This is a genomic window from Pseudomonas sp. 4CAES_32.4, from assembly GCF_058136335.1.
In genome coordinates, this window is sequence record NZ_CM176882.1 from 769,468 (window position 1) to 791,252 (window position 21,785).

Annotated in this window: 22 protein-coding genes; 8 read left to right on the plus strand and 14 right to left on the minus strand. The window is 60.5% G+C overall.

The features are described from left to right. Window positions 1-189 precede the first annotated feature (189 nt). The gene (locus AC3Y64_RS03355; protein WP_489986443.1) at window positions 190-1,398 is read left to right on the plus strand and encodes an MFS transporter; all 1,209 of its coding nucleotides are present in this window, start codon (window positions 190-192) and stop codon (window positions 1,396-1,398) included. Here the strand turns inward: AC3Y64_RS03355 and cueR are convergent. The 3 genes from cueR to AC3Y64_RS03370 all read right to left on the minus strand — a co-directional run bounded on the left by cueR (window position 1,352) and on the right by AC3Y64_RS03370 (window position 4,735). Beyond that, entirely contained in the window at window positions 1,352-1,765 is a 414-nt protein-coding gene (cueR, locus tag AC3Y64_RS03360; protein ID WP_064387762.1) for a Cu(I)-responsive transcriptional regulator, read from the minus strand. The genes AC3Y64_RS03355 and cueR overlap by 47 nt on opposite strands. Next, the gene (locus AC3Y64_RS03365; RefSeq protein ID WP_489986444.1) at window positions 1,762-4,155 is read right to left on the minus strand and encodes a heavy metal translocating P-type ATPase; all 2,394 of its coding nucleotides are present in this window, start codon (window positions 4,153-4,155) and stop codon (window positions 1,762-1,764) included. The genes cueR and AC3Y64_RS03365 overlap by 4 nt, the downstream gene beginning before the upstream one ends. A gap of 196 nt (window positions 4,156-4,351) precedes the next feature. Then, a complete protein-coding gene (locus tag AC3Y64_RS03370) occupies window positions 4,352-4,735 on the minus strand; it encodes a hypothetical protein (protein ID WP_158959362.1) in 384 nt (127 codons plus the stop codon). Window positions 4,736-4,882: 147 nt separating this feature from the next. Here AC3Y64_RS03370 and AC3Y64_RS03375 point away from each other — a divergent pair, with 147 nt between their 5' ends. Both AC3Y64_RS03375 and AC3Y64_RS03380 read left to right on the plus strand, forming a co-directional pair. Continuing rightward, the gene (locus AC3Y64_RS03375) at window positions 4,883-5,080 is read left to right on the plus strand and encodes a cation transporter (protein WP_034154772.1); all 198 of its coding nucleotides are present in this window, start codon (window positions 4,883-4,885) and stop codon (window positions 5,078-5,080) included. An 88-nt stretch (window positions 5,081-5,168) separates the two neighbouring features. Further along, window positions 5,169-6,371 (plus strand): multidrug effflux MFS transporter, encoded by a 1,203-nt coding sequence (locus AC3Y64_RS03380; RefSeq protein ID WP_489986445.1) that lies wholly within the window; start codon window positions 5,169-5,171, stop codon window positions 6,369-6,371. Between the two features lie 4 nt (window positions 6,372-6,375). Here AC3Y64_RS03380 and AC3Y64_RS03385 read toward each other — a convergent pair whose 3' ends face one another. The 3 genes from AC3Y64_RS03385 to AC3Y64_RS03395 all read right to left on the minus strand — a co-directional run bounded on the left by AC3Y64_RS03385 (window position 6,376) and on the right by AC3Y64_RS03395 (window position 8,041). Further along, window positions 6,376-6,549, minus strand: a complete 174-nt coding sequence (locus AC3Y64_RS03385) for a hypothetical protein (RefSeq protein ID WP_167394872.1) — start codon at window positions 6,547-6,549, stop codon at window positions 6,376-6,378. 152 nt (window positions 6,550-6,701) lie between these two features. Further along, a complete protein-coding gene (locus tag AC3Y64_RS03390) occupies window positions 6,702-7,715 on the minus strand; it encodes a zinc-binding alcohol dehydrogenase family protein (RefSeq protein WP_489986446.1) in 1,014 nt (337 codons plus the stop codon). 32 nt (window positions 7,716-7,747) lie between these two features. Then, window positions 7,748-8,041 carry a putative quinol monooxygenase gene (locus AC3Y64_RS03395; protein ID WP_489986447.1) on the minus strand — a complete coding sequence of 98 codons (294 nt, stop codon included), beginning with the start codon at window positions 8,039-8,041 and terminating at the stop codon, window positions 7,748-7,750. A 119-nt stretch (window positions 8,042-8,160) separates the two neighbouring features. Between AC3Y64_RS03395 and AC3Y64_RS03400 the strand changes: the two genes are divergently transcribed. From AC3Y64_RS03400 to AC3Y64_RS03410, 3 genes are all read left to right on the plus strand, one after another. After that, window positions 8,161-9,090, plus strand: coding sequence for a LysR family transcriptional regulator (locus tag AC3Y64_RS03400; RefSeq protein ID WP_489986448.1), 930 nt, complete (start codon window positions 8,161-8,163; stop codon window positions 9,088-9,090). Window positions 9,091-9,407: 317 nt separating this feature from the next. Next, on the plus strand, window positions 9,408-10,142 hold the full coding sequence (locus tag AC3Y64_RS03405) for an ArsR/SmtB family transcription factor (protein WP_489986449.1): 735 nt from the start codon (window positions 9,408-9,410) through the stop codon (window positions 10,140-10,142). Window positions 10,143-10,270: 128 nt separating this feature from the next. Further along, entirely contained in the window at window positions 10,271-11,653 is a 1,383-nt protein-coding gene (locus AC3Y64_RS03410; RefSeq protein WP_489986450.1) for an MFS transporter, read from the plus strand. A gap of 118 nt (window positions 11,654-11,771) precedes the next feature. Here the strand turns inward: AC3Y64_RS03410 and AC3Y64_RS03415 are convergent, their stop codons facing one another. The 3 genes from AC3Y64_RS03415 to AC3Y64_RS03425 all read right to left on the minus strand — a co-directional run bounded on the left by AC3Y64_RS03415 (window position 11,772) and on the right by AC3Y64_RS03425 (window position 15,003). Next, a complete protein-coding gene (locus AC3Y64_RS03415) occupies window positions 11,772-12,725 on the minus strand; it encodes an adenosine deaminase (protein WP_042557518.1) in 954 nt (317 codons plus the stop codon). A gap of 80 nt (window positions 12,726-12,805) precedes the next feature. Beyond that, window positions 12,806-13,771, minus strand: a complete 966-nt coding sequence (locus AC3Y64_RS03420) for a 2-oxoglutarate and iron-dependent oxygenase domain-containing protein (RefSeq protein WP_489986451.1) — start codon at window positions 13,769-13,771, stop codon at window positions 12,806-12,808. A gap of 158 nt (window positions 13,772-13,929) precedes the next feature. Then, window positions 13,930-15,003, minus strand: coding sequence for a BMP family ABC transporter substrate-binding protein (locus AC3Y64_RS03425; protein ID WP_105709456.1), 1,074 nt, complete (start codon window positions 15,001-15,003; stop codon window positions 13,930-13,932). Window positions 15,004-15,278: 275 nt separating this feature from the next. Between AC3Y64_RS03425 and AC3Y64_RS03430 the strand changes: the two genes are divergently transcribed. Then, entirely contained in the window at window positions 15,279-16,370 is a 1,092-nt protein-coding gene (locus AC3Y64_RS03430) for a calcium:cation antiporter (RefSeq protein ID WP_489986452.1), read from the plus strand. 124 nt (window positions 16,371-16,494) lie between these two features. Here AC3Y64_RS03430 and AC3Y64_RS03435 read toward each other — a convergent pair whose 3' ends face one another. From AC3Y64_RS03435 to AC3Y64_RS03445, 3 genes are all read right to left on the minus strand, one after another. Next, complete coding sequence (locus AC3Y64_RS03435) at window positions 16,495-17,853, minus strand: 8-oxoguanine deaminase (protein ID WP_034154761.1); 1,359 nt, start codon at window positions 17,851-17,853, stop codon at window positions 16,495-16,497. Between the two features lie 257 nt (window positions 17,854-18,110). Beyond that, the gene (locus AC3Y64_RS03440; RefSeq protein WP_489986453.1) at window positions 18,111-18,794 is read right to left on the minus strand and encodes an SDR family oxidoreductase; all 684 of its coding nucleotides are present in this window, start codon (window positions 18,792-18,794) and stop codon (window positions 18,111-18,113) included. A 25-nt stretch (window positions 18,795-18,819) separates the two neighbouring features. After that, the gene (locus AC3Y64_RS03445) at window positions 18,820-19,170 is read right to left on the minus strand and encodes a MerR family transcriptional regulator (RefSeq protein ID WP_489986454.1); all 351 of its coding nucleotides are present in this window, start codon (window positions 19,168-19,170) and stop codon (window positions 18,820-18,822) included. A gap of 83 nt (window positions 19,171-19,253) precedes the next feature. Here AC3Y64_RS03445 and AC3Y64_RS03450 point away from each other — a divergent pair, with 83 nt between their 5' ends. Next, a complete protein-coding gene (locus tag AC3Y64_RS03450; protein WP_489986455.1) occupies window positions 19,254-19,688 on the plus strand; it encodes a hypothetical protein in 435 nt (144 codons plus the stop codon). Window positions 19,689-19,746: 58 nt separating this feature from the next. On the opposite strand, the gene AC3Y64_RS03455 is transcribed toward AC3Y64_RS03450, so the two are convergent. Further along, the gene (locus tag AC3Y64_RS03455) at window positions 19,747-20,673 is read right to left on the minus strand and encodes an ABC transporter permease (protein ID WP_064118442.1); all 927 of its coding nucleotides are present in this window, start codon (window positions 20,671-20,673) and stop codon (window positions 19,747-19,749) included. Further along, window positions 20,673-21,779: an ABC transporter permease gene (locus tag AC3Y64_RS03460; protein WP_489986456.1), complete on the minus strand. Its 1,107-nt coding sequence runs from the start codon at window positions 21,777-21,779 to the stop codon at window positions 20,673-20,675. The genes AC3Y64_RS03455 and AC3Y64_RS03460 overlap by 1 nt, the downstream gene beginning before the upstream one ends. Window positions 21,780-21,785: the final 6 nt, after the last annotated feature.

Below are 21,785 nucleotides of genomic sequence, written 5' to 3' on the forward strand. Positions count from 1 at the left end.
CTGCAGTTCTCCAGAAATCACCAAAAAAACCTGTGGGAGCTGGCTTGCCAGCGAAAGGGCCATTACAGCCAACACATCTTCTCAGGCTGAACCACCGCTATCGCTGGCAAGCCAGCTCCCACAGGGGTAGTGGTGTTGCTGAAAGTTGTGTGGGAATCTGACCGGCCTCCGCACACTCAAGGATTGAATGTGAGCACCCCGCGCAACACGCACCTGATCGTCACCGCCCGATTGATCTCCGATTTCGGCGCTTTCCTCAACATGGTCGCGCTCGCCACTTACGTCTACCTGCTGAGCAACAGCGCCATGAGCGTCGGGATTTTTCTTGCCAGCCGTGTGGGCGGAGGGATTGTTGCCAGCCTGATCGGCACCGCGTTTTACCGCCGCTGGGGTGGGCGCCTGCCGTTGATTGCCTTCGATCTGCTGCGCGCCAGCCTGCTCGGTTTGCTGCTGGTCGTGCCCGTCGGACAGCAGGCGATTTTCTTGCCCGTGGTTGCTTTCGGCCTGGGCTTGGGCAATTCGATGTTCGCCATTGGCCTCAACAGTCAGTTACCGCGTTTAATCCCCGCCGAGCAATTGCTCAGGGCCAACGCCTGGATCACCTCGGCCTCTTCCGCCGCCATGGTGGGGGGCAGTCTGGTTTCCGGTTTGCTGGTGGCCGCTTTTGGTTTCGAGACGGTGTTCGTCCTGAATGCGCTGACCTACCTGTTGGCGGCCGTGCTGATCGTGCCGCTGCGTTTCGAAAAAAACAGCGTCGACGAAAAAACTGATCGCAGCGAATGGTCAGCCTTGATGCACTGCCTGCGCAGTGCGCCGGTGATTGCTGCGATGCTGGCGGTGAGCATGGGCGACACCCTCGGCAGCGCGGCGCACAACGTCGGTTTTCCGATCATCTCGAAATTGCTCTCGCCGGATTCAGCGAGCACCACATTGGGCCTGATGCTCGCGGTGTGGGCCAGCGGCAAATTGCTCGGAGCGCGAATCGCCAGCCGCCTGAAGGGCTCGGACAACGTTCATCTGGAGCGCCTATTCTTTTTCGGTGTGGCGCTGATGTCCTGCGGCTTCATCCTGATGTTTCAGCAGCACAGCCTTTTCGGTTTGCTGCTGTTTTCGCTGCCGGCAGGGCTGGGCGACGGTTTTTCCGAAGTCGGCCTGATGTCACGTCTGCAGCGAGAACCGGAATCTTTGCGCCTGCCGATCTTCAGTTTTCTGACGCTGCTGCAAATGACCGGGTTGGGTGTCGGTATGCTGATCGCCGCGCCGTTCTACGCCTGGTGGACACCGGGTGCCGTGGTCATGCTGTTCCACGGCATTCCCCTCGGCACTTTGCTCGCGGTGAAGCTGTTGGCCCTCAGACGCGGGCGGGTTGCGCGCAGCAGCCCGACGCCAGTTCCTTGAGGATCGGACAGTCGGGGCGATGGTCGCCGTTGCAGTGTTCGACCAGGTCTTGCAGGGTGTCGCGCAGCTCTCCGAGTTCGCGAATCTTTTGATTCAACTCGTCGATGTGCTGGCGCGCCAACGCCTTCACATCGGCGCTGGCGCGCTGGCGATCCTGCCAGAGGGTCAGCAGTTTGCCGACCTCTTCCAGCGAAAAGCCCAGATCCCGCGAGCGCTTGATGAACGCCAGCGTGTGCAGGTCGTCATCGCCGTAGACCCGATAACCGCTGTCGGTGCGATGGGCCGCTTTGAGCAGGCCGATCGATTCGTAGTAGCGGATCATTTTCGCGCTCAGGCCGCTGTGTTTGGCCGCTTGACCGATGTTCATCGGTGCACCTCCAGATCCTTGGGTTTCCAGGTTTTCAACAGTAGCGCATTGCTCACCACGCTGACGCTCGACAGCGCCATCGCCGCGCCGGCCAGCACCGGGTTAAGAAAGCCGAACGCTGCCAGCGGAATGCCGATCAGGTTGTAGACGAAGGCCCAGAACAGGTTCTGGCGGATCTTCGCATAGGTCTTGAGACTGATCTCCAGCGCCGCCGGCACCAACCGTGGATCGCCGCGCATCAGAGTGATGCCCGCCGCGTGCATGGCGACGTCGGTGCCGCCGCCCATGGCAATGCCGATGTCGGCAGCGGCAAGGGCCGGGGCGTCGTTGATGCCGTCACCGACCATGGCGACCACGCCGGTTTTTTTCAGCTCGGCGACGGTCGCAGCTTTGTCGGCGGGCAGCACTTCGGCGTGGACATTACGGATGCCCAGCGCCTCGGCGACCACCCGAGCGCTGCCACGGTTGTCACCGGTCAGCAGGTGGCTGTGGATATCGCGCGCGGCAAGTTGCTGCACAGCTTCCAGTGCGCCAGGTTTCAAAGTGTCGCCGAAGGCGAACAAGCCGAGCACGCGCGGTTCAGGGCTTTGCTCGATCAGCCACGACAGGGTGCGACCCTCGGTTTCCCAGGCTGTGGCAGATTCGGCGAGGTCACCGGCGCTCAAGCCGCTCTCCTCGAGCATCCGCCGATTGCCCAGTGCAAAGCGTCGGCCGTCAAGATTGCCGGCGATGCCGCGCCCGGTCAGGGATTGGCTGTCGCTGACATCCGGGACGGTCAGTTCACGTTCGGCTGCAGCATCCAGCACCGCTTTGGCCAGCGGATGTTCGCTGCCACGTTGCAACGCTCCCGCCAGTTTCAGCAGATTGTGTTCATCACCATCGACGGCTCTGAAATGGGCGATACGCGGGGTGCCGGAGGTCAGCGTGCCGGTCTTGTCGAACACCACGCTGCTGACTTCATGGGCACGTTCCAGCGCTTCGGCGTCCTTGATCAGAATGCCGTGGCGCGCCGCGACACCGGTGCCGGCCATGATTGCGGTGGGCGTCGCCAGACCCAGTGCACACGGGCAGGCGATGACCAGAACCGCGACGGCATTGATCAGCGCGGTTTCCAGCGGCGCGCCGTACAGCCACCAACCGATCAGCGTCGCCAGAGCAATCAGCAATACGGTCGGCACGAAGATCTGGCTGACTTTATCCACCAGTTTCTGGATCGGTGCCTTGGCGGCTTGAGCGTCTTCGACCAGGCGAATGATCCGCGCCAATACCGTTTCCGCGCCGAGCGCTTGAGTGCGCACCAGCAAGCGACCTTCACCATTGATCGCACCACCGGTGACCTTGTCCCCCGGTTGTTTCGGCACTGGTAGGCTTTCGCCACTGATCAGCGCTTCATCGGCGTGGCTCTGGCCTTCGATGACTTCGCCGTCCACCGGAAAGCGTTCGCCGGGTTTCACCAGCACCACATCGTCGAGGCGCAGGGCGCTGATGGCGACATTCTGCTCGCGACCGTCGATGACTTGAATCGCCCGCTCCGGACGCAATGCTTCGAGGGCGCGGATGGCACTGGCGGTTTGGCGTTTGGCGCGACTCTCCAGGTATTTGCCGAGCAGCACCAGAGCGATGACCACCGCCGATGCTTCGAAATACAGATGCGGCATACGCCCGGCGGCGGTGGCCCATTCATAAAGGCTCAAGCCATAACCGGCGCTGGTGCCAAGGGCGACGAGCAAGTCCATGTTGCCGGCGCCGGCACGCACCGCTTTCCATGCGGCGACATAGAAACGTGCACCGAAAATGAATTGCACCGGCGTGGCGAGTGCAAATTGCGCCCAGGCCGGGAGCATCCAGTGGATGCCGAACGGTTGCAGCAACATCGGCGCCACCAGCGGCAGGGCGAGTGCAATCGCGCAGATCAGCGCCCAACGTTCATGCGTGAGTTTCTGTTGCTGGGTATCGGTTTGCGGATGTTCGGCTTGCCAGACGCTGGCGGAGTAGCCGGCCTTGTTGACGGTGTCGAGCAGGGTTTGTGAATTGACCTGACCGAGCAATTCGAGGTGCGCGCGCTCGTTGGCCAGGTTGACGCTGACGCTTTTCACGCCGGGGACTTTGTTCAGGGCGCGCTCGACGCGACCGACGCAGGAGGCGCAGGTCATGCCTTCGATGTTCAGTTCGAAAGTTTGCTGCGGCACGCTGTAACCGGCGCGCTCAACCGCGTCCATCAAAGCCGCAAGACTGTCGACCGGCGCCTGCACTCGGGCCTGCTCGGTGGCGAGATTGACGCTGACGGCACTGGCGCCGCTGACTTTGCTCAAGGCCCGCTCGACACGCCCGGCACAACTGGCGCAGGTCATGCCGGCAATCGGCAGGTCGAAGGTGATGGAATCTGACATCGGTCGTACTCCCTGTAGTGGATGCCTACAAGGATCAACCTTGCCATGCGGGCAAGGTCAAGCGCCAATCTTCCTACCGTGATCGTTCCCACGCTCTGCGTGGGAATACCTCTTGTGACGCTCTGCGTCACGCTTCGGGACGCAGAGCGTCCATGGCTGCATTCCCACGCAGAGCGTGGGAACGATCTCTACTTACTTAATATTCGAGATCGGCGCGTTTCAGATAGACGCCTTCCGAATTCATCGCCAACCGATACTTCAAAACATCACCGGCACGCAATTTGATCTCCTGCGAGCCCGGCGCAAGCATCCCCGGATTGCACCCGGCGACTTGTCCCGGCAACAACTTCAGGCGCAGTGATACTGTGCCCGGTGGCAGGTTGAAGGAAATGCTTTGCTCCTGCAGCAACCGCGCCGAGAGCTGATCCTGGATGTACACGCCGATCTCGCAGGAGGTCGACACTTCCAGACGCTCGCGGGAAATGATCAGCACCGCGTAATCCTCACCGGCGGCTTGCACTTGAGGGACGGCGGCAAAGAGACTGAGAAAGCCAAACAGGCTGAAAGCTGACCAGCGCATGGCTGAATCTCCTGAATCGAGTCATTGATGTACGCAGCTTGGCCGAGCGCGGCGCCGATTGCCAGCCCGGCAGTTTATTCAAGAACTTGACCTTGCCATCGTGGCAAGCTCGAGACTGTCGGCAACCTCACTCAAAGGAGTCTTCCCATGCAAGTGTTCAACGTTCAAGGCATGTCCTGCGGTCACTGCGTCAAAGCCATCACCAACGCCGTGCAGGCCAAGGATCCGGCGGCCAGCGTGCGGGTCGATCTGGCGGCGAAAGAGGTCGGCGTCGAAAGCGCGCTGAGCGCCGAACAGGTGATCGAAGTCATCAGCGAAGAAGGCTATGCCGTCAAGCTCGTCTGATTTTTTTAGTTAGCGAGCTATCGGAATGTTCAAGGCGTCCGGGCACGGCTAAACTGTCGGGCTGCCGACTTGCCTGACTGGATGCCTGATGAACTTCCGTACCATTCTGATTCTCGGTGCCTTGACCGCCTTCGGGCCCTTGGCAATCGACTTCTACTTACCCGCATTTCCCTCGATGGCGCTGGCGTTCGGCACTGATGAGAAACATGTGCAGATGACGCTGGCGGCGTATTTCGCCGGCCTGTCCATCGGCCAATTGGCGTATGGCCCGGTGGCGGATCGCTTTGGTCGGCGCGTCCCGCTGCTGGTGGGCCTGACGCTGTTCACCCTGGCATCGCTGGCCTGCGCTTATGCGCCGAACCTCGAATGGCTGATCGGCGCGCGCTTCGTGCAGGCGTTGGGCGGTTGTGCGGGCATGGTGATTTCCCGGGCGGTGGTCAGCGACAAGTGCGATGCGGTCGGTTCGGCAAAAGTCTTCTCGCAGTTGATGCTGGTGATGGGCCTGGCGCCGATTCTGGCGCCGATGCTTGGCGGTTTGCTGGTCAACACCACCGGTTGGCAGTCGATCTTTCTGGTGCTGACCGGTTTCAGTGCCCTGGCCGCCCTCGCGGTTGCCCTCGGTCTGCCGGAAAGCATGCCAGCGAGCATGCCTCGCCAACCGTTGTCCGGTGCTTTTCGCCAGTACGCGCGCCTGCTGAGTGATCGCGTCTACCTCGGCCATGCCCTGACCGGTGGTATCGCCATCGCCGGGATGTTCGCCTACATCGCCGGTTCGCCGTTCATCTTCATCAAGCTGTACGGCGTGCCCGCCGAGCATTTCGGCTGGTTGTTCGGCACCAACGCGGCGGGTTTCATTCTGGTGGCGCAGGTCAATGCGCGACTGTTGGCCAAGCGTGGCCCGGCGTTCCTGCTGGCGCGTGCGGTGTGGGTTTATCTGGCGGCGGGGCTGACGCTGCTCGCAGTCAGCGCCATGCACACCGAATCCCTGTGGCCACTGCTGATTCCGCTGTTCATCTGTGTGTCCAGCCTCGGTTGCATCAGCCCCAACGCCGCAGCCTGCGCAATGAACGGGCAGGGCGGCCGCGCCGGCAGTGCTTCGGCGTTGCTCGGTTGCATGCAGTTCAGCGTCGCCGCTGGCGCTTCAGCGCTGGTGGGGGTGTTGCACGACGGCACGGCTGTACCGATGGCGATCGTCATCAGTATTTGCGGTGTACTGGTGGTGTGCGTCGCGATGCTCACCCGCCGTCTGCAGAACGCGCGGGCGCTGGCGCAAGCCCAGGCCGAGGCGTGAATCCTCAGCCGGCAGCGCGCTGCTGGCTGCGGTCGGGAAACGGGTGGGGCGCGCAAATTCGTGCTTCGAGGGTGCGGGTGAAGGCCAGTGCTTCGGCTTCACTGCGAAATGTCACGGCGTGTTGGTCCAGACGAACCTGCCATTGAGACTTTGCCACTTCTTTTATCAGGATCTTCATTGCTGACCTCCCTTGCGTAAAAGATGTATCGCAGAGGCTTCGATTGTAGTCCTGAATACGATCGCAATTGTGACAAGGGTCAACTGTCGGACTGACGGCAAAAAGCCCTCGCAGCCCTTGTAAGCGCTGCCGAGGGCTTCGTTTTTTCGATCTTAGAAACCTTCTAAAACAATTTTCCCCTTGGCTTTGCCACTTTCCAGCAGCTCATGAGCGCGGCGCAGGTTGGCGGCATTGATAACGCCGAAATGCTCACCCACCGTCGTCTTCAACGTCCCCGCATCAATCAGCTCAGCCACACGATTGAGCAGGTTGTGCTGCTCGATCATGTCCGGCGTTTCGAACAGCGAGCGGGTGTACATGAACTCCCAGTGCAACGACAGGCTCTTGCGCTTGAGCTTGGAAACGTCCAGTGATTTCGGATCGTCGATCAGCGCCAGTTTGCCTTGTGGCGCCAGGGCTTCGACCAATTGATCCATGTGCTGGTCGGTCTGGGTCAGGCTGGCAACGTGGGTCACGTGGTTGATGCCTGCGCGTTTCAGTTCTTCGCTCAGTGGCTGGCTGTGGTTGATCACCAGGTCGGCACCCAGTTCTTTTACCCAGTCACGAGTCTGCTCGCGGGACGCAGTGCCGATCACTTTCAAACCGGTCAACTGCCTGGCCAGTTGCGTCAAAATTGAACCCACGCCACCCGCCGCGCCGACGATCAGCAGGCTTTGCTCTTGATCGGTTTTGCCTTCGCGAATTTGCAGGCGTTCGAACAACAGCTCCCAAGCGGTGATCGCGGTCAGCGGCAGCGCGGCGGCTTCGGCGAAATCAAGCGACTTGGGCATATGGCCGACGATGCGTTCATCGACCACGTGCAGCTCACTATTGCCGCCAGCACGGGCTATGGAGCCGGCGTAGAAGACTTTGTCGCCAGCCTTGAACAGCGTCACGTCGCTGCCGACAGCCTTGACCACACCGGCAACGTCCCAGCCCAGCACTTTCGCCGCGCCGTTTTCCGGTGCCACGTTCTGCCGCACTTTGGTGTCGACCGGGTTGACCGAGATGGCTTTGACTTCCACCAGCAGGTCGCGCGGGCCGGCGACCGGCTCCGGCAGTTCGATGTCTTGCAGGGATTTGGCGTCGCTGATCGGCAGGGAAGCGTAATAGGCGATGGCTTTCATGAAGGGCTCCGTACAGTTAATAGAAGAAGGGCTCAGGCAATCGCGCCGAGGCGTTTGAGCTGGAAGTGTTCGATGGTGTGGCCGGCACTGGCCTGGAAGTGCTGAAAATGCGCGCTGGCGTTGTGCGCTTCGAGTACCGCTTCGCTGGCCCAGTGTTCAATCACGTAGAAAACCTGCGGGTCGGCGAGGTCGCGGTGCAAGTCGTACTGGCTGCAGCCGGCTTCGGCGCGGCTCGGCTCAACCAGGGCGCGCAGGCCCTGTTCGAGTAGATCCTGTTGGCCGGGTTTGGCGACCAGTGTGGCAATGGCGGTGAATGGCTGGGACATGCTCGGCTCCAGAGCAGCGGGATGAATGCGATGGAGCGATGATTGGCTATTTCTCTGCAAGATAAAACCGGCTAAAAGAGCAGTCTCTTTCAATATTTTTTTGATAATCGAGGCTGAAGATGTTGCGTTTCGATGACTTGCAGTTGTTTGTCCGGGCGGCAGATCTGGGCAGTCTGTCGGCGGCGGCGCGGGTGATGGACATGTCCGCAGCGGTGGCCAGTGCGGCGTTGAAGCGCATCGAACAGCAGCTCGGCGCACGCTTGCTTGCTCGCTCGACCCGCAGCCTGCGCCTGACCGCCGAGGGCGAAGGCTTTCTCGAATACGCGCGGGCGGCGCTGAGCAATCTGGATGAAGGCCGGCGCTTGCTCGCCAGCGGGCAGGATCAGGTCAGTGGCGTTTTGCAGCTGTCCGCGCCTTCGGACTTCGGCCGTAACCTGTTGCTGCCCTGGCTCGACGAGTTCCAGCGCGAACACCCGAAGCTGACCGTGCGGCTGTTGCTCGGCGACCGCATTGCCGACCTGTTCCGCCAGCCGGTGGACATCGCCTTGCGCTATGGCGAGCCGGAAGATTCGAGCCTGGTCGCCTTGCCCATCGCCCCGCACAACCGTCGCGTGCTGTGCGCCTCCCCGGCGTATCTGGCCCGGCACGGCGAACCGCGTCAGCTCGAACAACTGGCCCAGCACAACTGCCTGCTGTACATGCTCGGCAGCCGGGTTCATGACCATTGGAGTTTTCACGATGGCAAACGGGAAGTCGGGCTGACCGTTAGTGGAGACCGTTTCAGTGATGATGCCGACGTCGTGCGTCTGTGGGCAGTCGCCGGCGCCGGGATTGCCTACAAGTCGTGGCTGGATGTGGGCGCCGATGTGCTCGCCGGGCGTCTCAAAGTGCTGCTGCCGGAGTTGCTGTGTGAGCGTGCTCCGCTGAATTTGTTGTGCGCCCATCGCGCACAATTGAGTAAGCCGGTGAACCTTCTAAGGGAAATGCTCGCCAGCCGATGCGCTGAATTGAGTAGTCAATTTCCCGCTTTTTCGGAAGTTGATCATTAGTCGCAGCTAAATAGCGAAATTTCTGTCAGGAACAATCACCACCTGCGCAGGCCCCGGCGCGGGACGCGGGGGCTAACCCGCTTATACTAGCGCCCGCCTCAGACCTGCACCGACCCCCGGCCCGGAGACTCTTGCACCGCGCCACCCAGTATTCGAGTGACGGTCGCGCGACTGCTACGGGTTCTGCGCCGGAGCAGGCTGCGTCAGTGGCCTGCCTTGCCCCGGTTCATGGCGATTTTCGCGTCTTGGCCGATGACTCATTAGCGGCCAAGATGTCTCCGAGCAGTAGACGATACGATTCAACAGGGAGTGAACACATGGAACATGCACCTTGCATCAGCCAGATCGCCACGTTGCTGGCCGACCCCAAGCGCAGCGCGATGATGTGGGCGTTGATGGATGGCTCGGCCCGGCAAACCGAAGAGCTGGCGCTGCTGGCAGGACTCTCGCCATCGTCGGCCAGTGCCCATCTTGGGCGTTTGTCCGCGGGCGGTCTGTTGAAGATCGAAATTCGCGGTCGCAAACGTTTCTTTCGCCTGGCCGCTCCCGAAATCGGTGCCGCCATCGAGGCGCTGGCCAGTGCAACCATTGCCAGCGCTCCCCGGGAAGTGCCTGAGGTCTTCAAGCGCAGCACCCCGATTGCCAAGTCCCAGGCTGCGCCGTCGTCGTTGCTGCGTGCACGTTTCTGCGATGACCATTTGGGCGGCACCCTCGCTGCCGACCTCTACCAGCGTCTGCTGGATGCCGGCTGGATCGAGCAGCTCGAGCAACGCGTGGTGGTGACCTACAAGGGTTCCACACAACTGGCCAAGCGTGGAGTGTTCATCCAGGCCCTGGCCCACCGTAATGTGCAGGTGGCGTGCGCTTGTCCGGACTGGAGCGAGAGACGTCCGCACTTGGGCGGAACACTCGGGGCGGCGTTGCTACAGCTGTTCATGCAATCGGGCTGGCTGTCGTTGCCCAACGATTCCCGCGCGCTGCAATTAACCGCCACCGGGCAGCGGGAAATCCATCGTTTTGCCAAGGAAACCGAGCTGGAAATGGCGTTGTAGAGAGGTCGTCGTGCAGGCTTTGCTGATTGACGTCGTCCACGAATGCAAGCAGGTCGCAATCAGTACGACCTTCGAATGACCATCGCGCACACTCGATCCGGGGATTTTTCCAGATGGGGGAGCACGGCATGGACACTCAACGCTTTAGCGCGGCAGAACGACTGGAACGTCTGCCAGTCAGCGGTTATCACCGGGTCATTTTCATCATCATCGCCTTGGCGTTTTTCTTCGACTCCATGGATCTGGCGATGATGACGTTCCTGCTGGGCTCGATCAAAGCCGAATTCGGCCTGAGCAGTGCCCAGGCCGGATTGCTCGCCAGCTCGAGCTTTTTCGGCATGGTCCTGGGAGCGTCGCTGTCGGGAATGCTCGCCGATCGTTTCGGGCGCAAACCGGTGTTCCAGTGGAGCATCGTGTTGTGGGGGCTGGCCAGTTACCTGTGCTCGACGGCGCAGACGGTCGAGACGCTGACGCTGTTCCGGATTCTCTTGGGGATCGGCATGGGCATGGAGTTTCCGATTGCCCAGTCGATGCTCTCGGAACTGATTCCGGCGCAACGGCGCGGGCGCTATATCGCCTTGATGGACGGTTTTTGGCCGTTGGGTTTTGTCGCGGCGGGCGTGCTGTCGTACTTTCTGCTGCCGCTGATTGGCTGGCGCGACATCTTCCTTGTCCTCGCGGTGCCGGCGGTGTTTGTGCTGGCGATCCGTTTTTTCATTCCCGAGTCACCACGCTGGCTCGAACAGGCCGGACGCGAGGAGGCGGCGGACAAAGTGTTGAACGGCATCGAAACGCGGGTGCGTGTTTCGTTAGGCGGCGCAGCATTGCCGCAACCGATTCGTCTGCCGCGCACGGTGACGCCACCGGGCAACTTCTTCTCGGCGCTCAAGCAGATCTGGTCGCCGCAATATCGCCAGCGTACGACGATGATCTGGAGTTTGTGGTTCTTCGCCTTGCTCGGCTTCTACGGGCTGACGTCCTGGCTGAGTGCGCTACTGCAACAGTCGGGTTTTGCCGTGACGCAGTCGGTGTATTACACGGTGCTGATTTCGCTGGGCGGGATTCCCGGGTTTCTCATGGCCGCGTGGCTGGTCGAGCGCTGGGGGCGCAAACCGGTGTGCATCGTCACGTTGCTCGGCGGTGGGGTGATGGCGTTTCTCTACGGCCAGAGCGCGGTGTTCGGCGGCAACGTAGCGCTGCTGATCAGCACCGGATTGTTGATGCAGTTTTTCCTGTTCGGTATGTGGGCGGTGCTTTACACCTACACGCCGGAGTTGTATCCGACTTCCGCGCGCGCAACCGGCTCGGGGTTTGCCTCGGCGATTGGCCGCGTCGGTTCATTGCTCGGGCCGTTGGTGACCGGGCTGGTGTTCCCGATAACCGGGCAGGGCGGGGTGTTTGCGCTGGGCGCGGCGTGTTTTGCGATTGCGGCGGGGGTGGTGTGGTTGTTCGGGATGGAGACGCGGGGGAAAACCCTCGAGGAACTGACTGAAACCCAATCCATCGGCTAACACCGATCTAATGTAGGGGTGAGCCTGCTCGCGATAGCGGAGTGTCAGATACAAATGTTTCAACTGACACTCCGCTATCGCGAGCAGGCTCACTCCTACAAGGGTTTTGCGGTTTTGCTTACGGTTTTACCAGGCGCGCATCCAGGCTGTTCTGCGCCAGGCGCTTGGCCTGATCCTGGGTCATGCCCAAATGCTCGTACAGCGCATGGAAGTTCTCGGTCACATAACCACCGAAGTACGCCGGGTCATCGGAGTTCACCGTGACCTTCACGCCACGCTCGAGCATGTCGAGAATGTTGTGCTGCGACATGTGATCGAACACGCAAAGCTTGGTGTTCGACAGCGGGCACACGGTCAGCGGGATCTGCTCGTCGATGATTCGCTGCATCAGGCGCTCGTCTTCGATGGCGCGCACGCCATGGTCGATACGCTGAATTTTCAGCAGGTCGATGGCTTCCCAAATGTACTCCGGCGGGCCTTCTTCGCCGGCGTGGGCAACGGTCAGGAAGCCTTCGTGGCGGGCACGATCAAACACACGCTGGAACTTGCTCGGCGGGTGGCCCATCTCGGAACTGTCCAGACCGACAGCGACAAACGCGTCACGGAACGGCAGCGCTTGATCAAGGGTTTTCTCGGCTTCTTCTTCGCTCAAGTGGCGCAGGAAACTGAGGATCAAACCGCTGGTGATACCCAGTTGCTGTTCGCCATCCTTCAGCGCGGCGGCGATGCCATTGAGCACCACTTCAAACGGGATGCCCCGATCGGTGTGAGTCTGCGGGTCGAAGAACGGTTCGGTGTGAATCACGTTCTGCGCCTTGCAGCGCAACAGGTACGCCCAGGTCAGGTCGTAGAAGTCCTGCGAAGTGCGCAGTACATCAGCGCCTTGGTAATACAGGTCGAGGAATTCCTGCAGATTGTTGAAAGCGTACGCCTTGCGCAGGGTTTCCACGTCGTTCCACGGCAGGGCGATCTTGTTGCGTTCAGCCAGGGCGAACAGCAGCTCGGGCTCCAGCGAGCCTTCCAGGTGCAGGTGCAGTTCAGCCTTGGGCAAGGCGTTGAGCCAGTCGTACATATTCTTTTCTCATCAGGTGCAATGACGGCATTCTACAGATGCGCGCCGAAACAATTGGCAAAACCTGACCAAGCGATCCATCAAACGGCTTCCTGCTCGCGGCGATAAGCGTAGGTATCGGCGAAGCGCGACAGCAGGAATTCGGCGCAAGTGGTCGTCGGATATTTCGCTGGATGCTGTGCGTCCTGACAACCGGGCAGGCATTCGATGCGGGTGTCCGGGTGCGGTTCGGCGAAGAACGGCATCGAGTAGCGATCCACTCCGAGCGGACTGATGACGCGGTGCGGGGTCGAGCGATAACGGTCGTTACTCCAGCGCGCCATCATGTCGCCGAGATTGACCACGAACGTGCCATCGATCGGTGGCGCGTTGATCCATTCACCTTTGACGTTCTTCACTTGCAAGCCGCCGGCGCTGTCCTGATAGAGCAGGGTGATGCAGCCGTAATCGGTGTGCGCGCCGGCGCCTTGTTGCTCGGCGCAGCTGGCGGTGTGGCGCGGTGGATAATGGATCATGCGCAGCACGCTGACCGGATCCACGAAGCGGCTGTCGAAGAAATCACGTTCGATGTTCAGCGCGATGGTCATCGCGCGCAGCAGGGTCTGCGCGAGGGCCTGCATGTCGAGGTAATGCTGTTCCATCAAGTCCGCCCAACCCGTTAGTGACGGATGCCGGTTAGGACCGCGCAACGGTTTTTCCGCGAGCACATCGGGGTGGACGGCCGGCAGGTGCAGGCCCATGTCGAAGGTTTCTTTGAGGTCGCTGGGTTTGCTCGGGTCGAGTTGCTCGGTGGCGATGGCGCCGTAGCCGCGATGGTGGCGGGTCTGGGTGATGTCGATCTGGAGTTTTTCCTCTGCTGGCAGAGCAAAAAAACGTTGCGTGTGATCGAGCACGGCGTCGATGCGCTGCGGCGAAATCGGGTGACCCTTGATGTAGAAGAAGCCCCATTCACGGCAGGCGTGGTCGATCTGCTCGGCCACGGCGGGCCAGGCGTTTTCGTCGTTGGAATAGAGGGGGCTGATGTCGATGATTGGAAGCTGATCCATACAGTTGTCCTGAAGAAACGTTAACTTGAGAACACTGAAAACCCCTGTGGGAGCTGGCTTGCCAGCGATGAGGCCATCACATTCAATATCAATGCAGCCTGTCAGACCGCTATCGCTGGCAAGCCAGCTCCCACAGGAACGGTGTGTTTTGCGGAGGATTACTTCGGCATCTCCGCCTTCATCCCTTCAACGTAATAGTTCATCGACGCCAGTTCCGCGTTGGTTGCGCTCACGCCCGCCGGGATTTTCTCGACGCCGGCCTGATCCTTGATCGGTCCGGTGAACGGTTGGAAGGCGCCACTCTTGATGTCGGCAATGATCTGCTCGGCTTCGGCTTTCACCGGTGCCGGCACCAGATCGCTGATCGGCAGTTCAACCGTGCCTTCCTTCAGCCCGCCCCAGTAATCCTGGGATTTCCAGGTGTGATCGATCACGCTCTGCGTCGCTTGAATGTAATGCGGCGCCCAGTCGTTGACGATCGAGGTCAGCACCGCTTTCGGGCCGAAGTGCGCCATGTCCGAGGCGTAACCCACCGCGTAGACGCCGCGACGTTCAGCGGCCTGAATCGGTGCCGGACTGTCGGTGTGCTGGAATACCACGTCGACGCCCTGATCGATCAGCGCGTTGGCCGCGTCGGCTTCCTTGCCCGGATCGAACCACGAGTTGACCCACACCACTTTGATCTCGGTGCCAGGGTTGTACTTGTTCAACGCCAGTTGAATCGAGTTGATGTCGCGGATCACCTCGGGAATCGGGAACGAAGCGACGTAACCGATCTTTTTGGTCTTGGTCATTTTGGCCGCGAGGAAGCCGCCGACGTAGCGACCCTCGTAGGTGCGCGCCAGATAGGTGCCAAGGTTCTTGTCCTGTTTGTAGCCGGTGGCGTGTTCGAACGTCACTTTTGGAAATTGCTTGGCGACTTTCAGCGTCGGGTTCATGTAGCCGAAGGAGGTGGTGAAGATCAGGTCGTACTTGTCCTTGGCCATGTTGCGGATCACCCGTTCGGCGTCAGCACCTTCGGCGACGTTCTCGACGTAGTTGGTGGTGATCTGATTGCCGAATTTCTCGGCGAGTGCCTTGCGCCCCTGTTCATGCTGATACGTCCAGCCGTGGTCACCGATCGGGCCGATGTAGACGAAACCGACCTTCAGCGGATCGGCAGCGCTGGCGCTCAGGCTGATCCCCAGACCGAGGGCGGCGCACAGCAGTTTGTGCAGCGGACGTATTTGCATGAATTGGAGCTCCATTTTGTTGTGTGTGGTCAGGGCCAATGCAAATTGCTGACCAACAGGACAACAAACAAAAAAGATCGCAGCCTTCGGCAGCTCCTACATGGGAATGCACAACCTGTAGGAGCTGCCGAAGGCTGCGATCTTTTCAGCGCCAGAACCAACGCAGTGCAACTCAACGGATTCACGCCATCGCTTGGTGCGCTAAGGTGTAACGAAACGTTAGCGCCGCTCCGCAGTCAGTAGCTCATTCGCACTCTTCGGCAAAAAGGCCCGCCATGTTCCCGATTCTCAAGCAAGAAAGCTTTCTGCTACTGGCCGTCATCGCCGCGTGCGTCGCCTATCCGTTGGAACACTGGATGCTGCACAGCGGCCAGATCGTCGCGCTGACTGCCGGCCTGGTGCTGATCGCTTTCATCGTCGCCGCCTCGATGCGCGTCGCCCACCACGCTGAATTGCTCGCCGAAAAGGTCGGCGACCCGTACGGCACGATGATCCTCACACTGGCGGCCGTGCTGGTCGAAGTGGTGATTCTGGCAATCATGATGAGCAACGAAGCATCGCCCACGCTGGTGCGTGACACGATCTATTCGGCGGTGATGCTCGACATCAACGGCATCCTCGGCCTCGCCGCGCTAATGGGCGGGATCAAGCACGGCGAACAGTCCTACAACGACGATTCCGCGCGCAGCTACAGCGTGATGATCCTCACCGCCATGGGCGTGTCGATGGTGGTGCCGGAGTTTATTCCCGAGGCCAACTGGAAGATTTATTCAGCGTTCACCATCGGCGCGATGGTCGTTCTTTACGCGTTGTTTCTGCGCATGCAAGTCGGCCCGCACAGTTACTTTTTCAGCTACAGCTACCCCGACAAACGCCGCAAGAAAGAACCGCAGGACGCGCAGGCGAAAGCACCGAGCATCGGCCTGTCGATCGGCATTCTGGTGTTTGGCATTGTGGTGATCGGCGCACTGGCCGAAGTGATGTCGAAGACTCTCGATCTGGGCCTGGAAGGCACGGGCGCACCGCCAGTGATCACGGCGATTCTGGTGGCGGCGATTTCCGCAGCGCCGGAGATTCTGACTGCGTTGCGTGCAGCCTTGGCCAACCGCATGCAGTCGGTGGTGAACATTGCGATGGGCGCGTCACTGTCGACGGTGATTCTGACGGTGCCGGTGATGGAAGCGATGGCGCTGTACACGGGGCAGCCTTTTCAAATGGCGATGACCCCGGTGCAGACGGTGATGATTTTCCTGACGTTGATCGTCAGCGCGATCAACCTCAATGACGGCGAAACCAATGCCATCGAAGGCATGACCCACTTCGTACTGTTTGCGACGTTCCTCATGTTGTCGCTGCTGGGCCTTTAGGCCTACCACAAAACACTGTGGGAGCTAGCCCTGCTAGCGATGCGATATATCAGCAACATTTCTGTTGACTGACACATCGCAATCGCCAGCAGGGCTAGCTCCCACAGGTTTCATCAGTGGTGGATCAGGTGCCGGCGATCAACTGGCGAGCCGCCTGACTGTGATCGGCGATCAGGCCTTTCAAGTCGAGGCCTTCCACCTGGCCGTCAACCACGCGCCACTTGCCACCAATCATCACCCGATCCGCACGATCCGCGCCGCACAACAGCAGCGCCGAAATCGGATCGTGACTGCCGGAGAAGCGCAGCTCATCGAGCTTGAACAACGCCAGATCCGCCTGCTTGCCCACGGCAATCTCGCCAATATCGGTACGACCCAACAAGCTCGCCGAACCCTTGGTCGCCCAGCCCAGCACGCGCTCCGGGGTGATCTTCTCGGCGCCGTAACGCAGACGCTGGATGTACAGCGCCTGACGCGCTTCGAGAATCATGTTCGACGCATCGTTGGACGCCGAACCGTCGACGCCCAGACCAAACAACGCACCGGCGTCAGTCAGATCGATACTCGGGCAGATGCCGGAAGCCAAGCGCATGTTGGAGCTCGGGCAATGGCAAATACCGGTGCCCGCCTCGCCGAGACGCGCGATTTCGTCCGGGTTGAAGTGGATGCCGTGAGCCAGCCACGTACGTGGACCGAGCCAGCCGACGCTGTCGAGATAATCGACGGTGCGCAGGCCGAAACGCTGCAGGCAGAAGTCTTCTTCATCGAGGGTTTCGGCGAGGTGAGTGTGCAGGCGCACGTCGAGTTTGTTCGCCAGTTCAGCACTGGCCGACATGATTTCCGGGGTCACCGAGAACGGCGAGCACGGCGCCAATGCGATCTGGATCTGCGCGCCGTCGCCGCGTTCGTGGTACTCGTGAATCAGGCGCTGACTGTCGTCGAGAATTACCTGACCTTCCTGCACGGTCTGCTGCGGCGGCAGGCCGCCGTCCTTTTCGCCGAGGCTCATCGAGCCGCGAGTGAGCATGGCGCGCATGCCCAGTTCGCGGACGCTTTCGACTTGCACGTCGATGGCGTTTTCCAGACCGTCCGGGAACAGGTAGTGATGGTCGGCAGCAGTGGTGCAACCCGACAACAGCAGTTCGGCCAAGGCAACTTTGGTCGCGAGCGCGAGTTTCTCAGGCGTCAAACGCGCCCAGACCGGGTACAGGGTTTTCAGCCACGGGAACAACGGCTGATTGACCACCGGCGCCCAGGCACGGGTGAGGGTTTGATAGAAATGGTGGTGGGTGTTGATCAGGCCCGGCAGGATCACATGCTCGCGGGCATCGAACACTGCATTGCACGGCGCCGACGGTTGTTGACCGGCAGCGAGCACTTCGACGATGACACCGTCTTGCACGACAAGGCCGCCACGGGCATCGAGCTCGTTGGAGGTGAAAATGGCGAGGGGGTTTTTTAACCAGGTACGGGTCGCGGGCATGTTGCCGGCTCCTCTGAAAATTGGGTTCAGGGTTGCCAGCTCAGTGATGCCCTGTCTGCTGATCCAGGGTCGCCGCGGGGACGAGGTGCGCAGTTTCAAACAAAAGCGCTTTCCGGGCAAGCCCAACCCGACCGAACAACATCACACCGTCCCTGTGGGAGCTAGCCCTGCTAGCGATGACGGTGTGTCAGATCAAAAATAAGATGACTGACACACCGCTATCGCTAGCAGGGCTAGTTCCCACAGGGGATCATCAGTTACCAGGGAATCGTTTCACCCTTGTAGTTGATGAAGTGATGCCCACCCTTGCTGGCATACGCATTCACCTGATCCACCAGCCCACGGGTGCTGGTTTCCACGTCCAGGTCCGCACCTTCGCCACCCATGTCGGTCTTCACCCAGCCCGGATGGAGCGACAACACCGTCAGCTTCTGCTCGCCCAATTGCGTGACAAAACTGTTGGTCATTGAATTCAGCGCTGCCTTGCTCGCCTTGTACAACGCCAGTTCCGGCGCGTCCGGCACCGTCACGCTACCGAGCCCGGAACTCATGAACGCGAGCACGCCGCTGCCGTCACGGATCTGCCCGGCAAAGCGTTGGGCCAGATTGATCGGCGCCACGGCGTTGGTGAAAAACAGCTGACCGACTTCGGCCAGTGTCGCGCCGCCCGGGGTCTGATCGGCCGGGCCTTTGACCCCGGCGTTGACGAACAGCAGGTCGAAGGTTTCGCCCTTGAGCTGTTGGCTCAGCGCGATCACCGCTTGCTGATCGTCCATGTCGAGCTTCTCGATCCGCACCTTGCCCAGCGCTTGCAGCGCCTCGGCGTTTTGCGGATTGCGCACGGTGGCGGTGACCTGCCAGCCGTCGGCCAGCAGGGTTTTCACCAGGCCGAGGCCAAGGCCCCGGGAGGCGCCGATGATCAGTGCGTTTTTTGCAGACATGAGGGGCTTCCTTGATGAATGAGGATCATGGATTTAATGGACAGGCTTGACCGAGCCGAAGTTGCAGCTCCTGACGCAGCACGTCGAGTTCGCCCATGCGGGTTTCGATCAGTTGCAGTTTGTCGCGCAGCAATTGCGCCACGGCGTTGTCCGGATCGGGGGCGTTCCACAACGCGGCGACGCTGTCGCCAATCTCGCCGAGGGTAAATCCCAAGCGCTGCGCGGTTTTTATGTAGAGCACCAGCTGCACCATCTCCAGCGGATAGTCGCGATAACCGTTGGCACTGCGCTGCGCCGCGATCAGCCCGCGCTGCTCATAGAAACGCAACGTGTCACGGCTGACTGCGCTGGCCTGGGCTAATTCACCGATGCGCATGGCGGCTCTCAAAAGGGCTATTGACCCTGGAGCATACTCCAGGCTTTACCGTGCTTGCTCCCTGAATTTCTGGAGCAAGGATGATGTGGACTTCAACACAGTATCGCAACGTGGTGCGCGGCAGTGCCTGGTATGACCTGGTCGTTACAGCAGCGTTTGCCACGCCGTGGAGTTTTGCGCTTGTGCACGGGTTGTTGAGCGCACTGAATTTGCCAGGCGAACTGCCGGCGTTTCAGCCTGTGCATATGTTGATGGCGAATCTATTGGGTTCGGTGGTGTGCGTATGGGCGGTGCTGCGGATTCGTGATCCGCAGGCGCTTTATGGACGGTATGACGCGGTGGCCAGATTTCTGTTTGCGGCTTGGCAGGCGTATGCCTTGTTGCATGGCGCCAGTTCGATATTGCTGGTTTTCCTGGTCTTCGAACTGGCGTGGGGCATTGCTCAGGTGTTGCCTGTGAGGGCGTCATCGCTGGCAAGCCAGCTCCCACAGTGTTTGTGTCGTGCACAAAATTTGTGATCACCACTAAACCTGTGGGAGCTGGCTTGCCAGCGATAGGGCCATTGAAATCACCGCACTAATGCCCGGCCTGCCAAGGCTGCCCCAACGAAACCGGTGCATACAACCGCGTACGCAGCGCATCCCGCGACAACAGCACCAACACCACAATGGTCGCCACGTACGGCAGCATCGCCAGCAAACTCGACGGAATCGCCAGCCCCAACCCCTGCGCCACCAGGTGCAGGATGCTGGCGAGGCCAAACAGATACGCCCCAAGCAACAACCGCCACACGCGCCAACTGGCAAATACCACCAGCGCCAGCGCGATCCAGCCGCGCCCGGCGGTCATGTTTTCCGCCCACATCGGCGTGTAGGCCAGCGACAGATACGCCCCGGCCAACCCGGCCATCGCCCCGCCAAACAGCACTGCCAACGTGCGCACGGTCAACACCGGCAAGCCCATCGCACTGGCCGCATCCGGGTTCTCACCCACGGCCTGAATGATCAACCCGACACGACTCTTGATGATTACCCACGCCACCAGCGCAAACAGCGCGAACGACAGATACACCAGCAAATCCTGCGCGAACAACATCCGCCCGATCAGCGGAATCTCACTCAGATAAGGAATCGCCAGCGGCTCAAAACCGGCCAGCGGTTTGCCTACCCAGGCCGCGCCGACAAAGGTCGACAGCCCGACACCAAAAATCGTCAGGGCCAAACCGGTTGCCACTTGATTGGCGTTGAACACCAGCGCCACCAAGGCAAACAGCGACGACAGCAGCATGCCTGCGAGCATCGCCAACAACACGCCGAGCCACAGGTTGCCGCTGTTCAGCGCAACGATAAAACCGATCACCGCGCCAAACAGCATCATCCCTTCCTGCCCGAGGTTGAGCACGCCGCTCTTCTCGCAGATCAGTTCACCCAACGCCACCAGCAACAGCGGCGTGCCGCAACGCACCATGGCGTAGAAAATATTGCTCAACAGATCGATATCCATCACAGCGCTCCGGCGGTTACGGCAGTGGTCGAAGTGCGCTTCGCCCAGCGCAGGTTCAGGCGTGGCCGATAGAGGATCAGCACGTCACAGGCGAGCAGGAAAAACAGCATCATTCCCTGAAACAACTGGGTGATCGCTTGTGGCAGATTCAGGCTCATTTGTGCGCTCTCGCCACCGATGTACAGCAGTGCCATCAACAGGCTGGAGAACAAAATCCCGATCGGATTCAGTCGCCCGAGGAACGCCACGGTGATCGCCGCATAGCCATAACCCGGCGACACCTGCGGCACCAATTGGCCAATCGGCCCGGTCACTTCGCAGACGCCCGCAAGCCCGGCCAAGCCGCCGCTGATCAACAGCGCCAGCCAGATCAGCCGCTTCTCGCGAAAGCCGACAAACCCTGCCGCTCGCTTGTCCAAGCCAAGCACTTTGATCTGGAAACCGACGAAGCTTTTCTGCAACAACACCCACACCGCCACCAGTGCGAGCAAGGCGAAATACACGCCGGCATGCACGCGGCCATCCTCCATCAACAACGGCAAACGACTGGCGTCGCCGAACATCGCCGACTCGGGAAAGTTGAACCCAGCGGGATCTTTCAACGGCCCGTGTACGCAGAACAACAACAGGTTCAGCGCGATGTAATTGAGCATGATGCTGGTGAGGATTTCGTTGGCATTGAAGCGGGTGCGCAACCACGCGGTGAGTCCGGCCCATGCCGCACCAGCGAGGGTGCCGGTGAGCAGAATCAACGCCAGCGCCCAACGGCTTTGCATGTCGATGATGTTCACCGCCAACGCGCTGCCGACGAGTGCGCCAAGGAGCAATTGACCTTCGGCGCCGATGTTCCAGATCCGCGCCTGATACGCCACCGCCAGGCCCAATGCACAGAGCAAAATCGGCAGTGTTTTCACCAGCAATTCGGAGACGCCGTACAGGTCGCTGACTGGCGCGATCAGCAACGTGTGCAACGTTTGCAGCGGATCATGGCCGAGGGCGATGAACAGCAGCGAACCGCAGCCAAGCGTCAGCGCCGCCGCCAATAACGGCGAACACCACAACATCAATCGCGATTGCTGGCCGCGGGACTCGAGGGAAAGCAGCATGTTTTG

Coding starts and splice junctions, on each gene's coding strand:
- AC3Y64_RS03440 (WP_489986453.1), bottom strand. CDS start 18,794: ATGTCTGCAAAAAACGCACTGATCATCGGCGCCTCCCGGGGCCTTGGC.
- AC3Y64_RS03410 (WP_489986450.1), top strand. CDS start 10,271: ATGGACACTCAACGCTTTAGCGCGGCAGAACGACTGGAACGTCTGCCA.
- AC3Y64_RS03415 (WP_042557518.1), bottom strand. CDS start 12,725: ATGTACGACTGGCTCAACGCCTTGCCCAAGGCTGAACTGCACCTGCAC.
- AC3Y64_RS03375 (WP_034154772.1), top strand. CDS start 4,883: ATGCAAGTGTTCAACGTTCAAGGCATGTCCTGCGGTCACTGCGTCAAA.
- AC3Y64_RS03405 (WP_489986449.1), top strand. CDS start 9,408: ATGGAACATGCACCTTGCATCAGCCAGATCGCCACGTTGCTGGCCGAC.
- AC3Y64_RS03430 (WP_489986452.1), top strand. CDS start 15,279: ATGTTCCCGATTCTCAAGCAAGAAAGCTTTCTGCTACTGGCCGTCATC.
- AC3Y64_RS03395 (WP_489986447.1), bottom strand. CDS start 8,041: ATGTCCCAGCCATTCACCGCCATTGCCACACTGGTCGCCAAACCCGGC.
- AC3Y64_RS03450 (WP_489986455.1), top strand. CDS start 19,254: ATGTGGACTTCAACACAGTATCGCAACGTGGTGCGCGGCAGTGCCTGG.
- AC3Y64_RS03385 (WP_167394872.1), bottom strand. CDS start 6,549: ATGAAGATCCTGATAAAAGAAGTGGCAAAGTCTCAATGGCAGGTTCGT.
- AC3Y64_RS03420 (WP_489986451.1), bottom strand. CDS start 13,771: ATGGATCAGCTTCCAATCATCGACATCAGCCCCCTCTATTCCAACGAC.
- AC3Y64_RS03400 (WP_489986448.1), top strand. CDS start 8,161: ATGTTGCGTTTCGATGACTTGCAGTTGTTTGTCCGGGCGGCAGATCTG.
- AC3Y64_RS03380 (WP_489986445.1), top strand. CDS start 5,169: ATGAACTTCCGTACCATTCTGATTCTCGGTGCCTTGACCGCCTTCGGG.
- AC3Y64_RS03455 (WP_064118442.1), bottom strand. CDS start 20,673: ATGGATATCGATCTGTTGAGCAATATTTTCTACGCCATGGTGCGTTGC.
- AC3Y64_RS03370 (WP_158959362.1), bottom strand. CDS start 4,735: ATGCGCTGGTCAGCTTTCAGCCTGTTTGGCTTTCTCAGTCTCTTTGCC.
- cueR (WP_064387762.1), bottom strand. CDS start 1,765: ATGAACATCGGTCAAGCGGCCAAACACAGCGGCCTGAGCGCGAAAATG.
- AC3Y64_RS03390 (WP_489986446.1), bottom strand. CDS start 7,715: ATGAAAGCCATCGCCTATTACGCTTCCCTGCCGATCAGCGACGCCAAA.
- AC3Y64_RS03365 (WP_489986444.1), bottom strand. CDS start 4,155: ATGTCAGATTCCATCACCTTCGACCTGCCGATTGCCGGCATGACCTGC.
- AC3Y64_RS03435 (WP_034154761.1), bottom strand. CDS start 17,853: ATGCCCGCGACCCGTACCTGGTTAAAAAACCCCCTCGCCATTTTCACC.
- AC3Y64_RS03460 (WP_489986456.1), bottom strand. CDS start 21,779: ATGCTGCTTTCCCTCGAGTCCCGCGGCCAGCAATCGCGATTGATGTTG.
- AC3Y64_RS03445 (WP_489986454.1), bottom strand. CDS start 19,170: ATGCGCATCGGTGAATTAGCCCAGGCCAGCGCAGTCAGCCGTGACACG.
- AC3Y64_RS03425 (WP_105709456.1), bottom strand. CDS start 15,003: ATGCAAATACGTCCGCTGCACAAACTGCTGTGCGCCGCCCTCGGTCTG.